The organism is Arthrobacter sp. Dra40, assembly GCF_059091905.1.
Map to the genome: position 1 here is coordinate 1 of NZ_JBNHHB010000437.1, position 1,998 is coordinate 1,998.

Annotated in this window: 1 protein-coding gene; it reads right to left on the minus strand. The window is 65.0% G+C overall.

Annotated features, from left to right (window positions below; translation table 11 throughout):
- The coding region (gene acnA, locus AC5RWT_RS36900; protein ID WP_494084542.1) for an aconitate hydratase AcnA at positions 1–1,942 on the minus strand (1,942 nt) is incomplete at its 3' end.
- Positions 1,943–1,998: the final 56 nt, after the last annotated feature.

Consider the following 1,998-nt stretch of genomic DNA (forward strand, 5'->3'; position numbering starts at 1 on the left):
CCGGGTTCGGCCAGATGTCCTTCAGGAACACGTCGTTGCCTTCCGGGTCCTGGCCCAGCGGCTGCTTCTCGAAGTCGAAGTCCATGGTGCCGGCCAGGGCGTAGGCGACGACCAGCGGCGGGGACGCCAGGTAGTTCATCTTGACGTCCGGGTTGATCCGGCCTTCGAAGTTGCGGTTGCCCGACAGCACCGAGGTGATCGACAGGTCGTTGTCCTGGATGGCCTGCGAGATTTCCGGCTCCAGCGGCCCGGAGTTACCGATGCAGGTGGCGCAGCCATAGCCGACCACGAAGAAGCCAAGCTTCTCCAGGTACGGGATCAGGCCGGACTCTTCGTAGTAGTCCGTGACCACCTTGGAGCCCGGGGCGATGGAGGTCTTGACCCAGGGCTTGGAGGCCAGGCCCTTTTCCACGGCGTTGCGGGCCAGCACGGCCGCGGCCAGCATGACCGACGGGTTGGACGTGTTGGTGCAGGAAGTGATCGATGCAATCGACACCGCGCCGTGGTCCAGCTCGAACTCGCGCCCGTCTTCCATGGTGACGTGGACCCGCTTGGAGGTGCGGCCGTCGCTGGGCAGGGCGACGTGGCGTCCCTGTGAGGCCGAACCCCCGGAGGGTCGCTCGTTGGCCTGGGCAGCGCCGGCTTGAGCAGCAGCAGCGGTGTGGCGGACCGTGGAGGTCATGGCCGGGACGTCGGACGCCGGGAAGGACTCTTCGAGGGCCTCGTCCAAGGCGTCCTCGTTGCCGGTGGCAACGTAGTTCTGCAGGTCCTTGCGGAACTGGCTCTTGGCGGAGGTCAGGGAAATGCGGTCCTGCGGACGCTTGGGGCCGGCGATGGACGGAACCACGGTGGACAGGTCCAGCTCGAGGTATTCCGAGAACTTCAGTTCGCGGGACGGATCGTGCCAGAGGCCCTGTTCCTTGGTGTACGCCTCGACCAGGGCGACGTTTTCCTCGGAGCGGCCGGTGAGCCGCAGGTAGTCCAGGGTGACGTCGTCGATCGGGAACATGGCAGCCGTGGAGCCGAACTCCGGGCTCATGTTGCCGATGGTGGCGCGGTTGGCCAGCGGCACCGCTGCCACGCCTTCGCCGTAGAACTCGACGAACTTGCCCACCACGCCGTGCTTGCGCAGCATTTCGGTGATGGTCAGCACCACGTCGGTGGCGGTCGCGCCGGCCGGGATGGAGCCGATGAGCTTGAAGCCGACAACGCGCGGAATAAGCATGGAGACAGGCTGGCCGAGCATGGCGGCCTCAGCCTCGATGCCGCCCACGCCCCAGCCCAGCACGCCCAGGCCGTTGACCATGGTGGTGTGCGAGTCGGTGCCCACCAGGGTGTCGGGGTAAGCGCGCAGCTTGCCGTCGACCTCGCGGGTCATGACTGTACGGGCCAGGTACTCGATGTTGACCTGGTGCACAATGCCGGTTCCCGGCGGGACGACCTTGAAGTCTTCGAACGCGGTCTGGCCCCAGCGCAGGAACTGGTAGCGCTCCCCGTTGCGCTGGTATTCAATCTCCATGTTGCGTTCGAGCGCGCTGGAGTTGCCGAAGACGTCGATTTGGACCGAGTGGTCGATGACCAGCTCGGCCGGGGCGAGCGGGTTGACGCGCTTCGGGTCGCCGCCGAGGTCCTTGACGGCCTCCCGCATGGTGGCCAGGTCAACGACACACGGAACACCAGTGAAGTCCTGCATGATGACGCGGGCGGGGGTGAACTGGATTTCGGTATTCGGCTGGGCATCGGGATCCCAGCCGGCCAGTGCGCGGACGTGGTCCGCCGTGATGTTCGCACCGTCTTCGGTGCGGAGCAGGTTCTCCAACAGGACCTTGAGGCTGAACGGAAGGCTCTCGGCACCTTCTACGGAACTCAGCCGGAAAATTTCATATTCGGTCCCGGCGACATTCAAGACGCCTTTGGAACCGAAGCTGTCCACATTACTCATAACAGGACTCCTCTCGCCACACTTTATCTTTGTCCGGGCGGCAACCACCCGCTAGT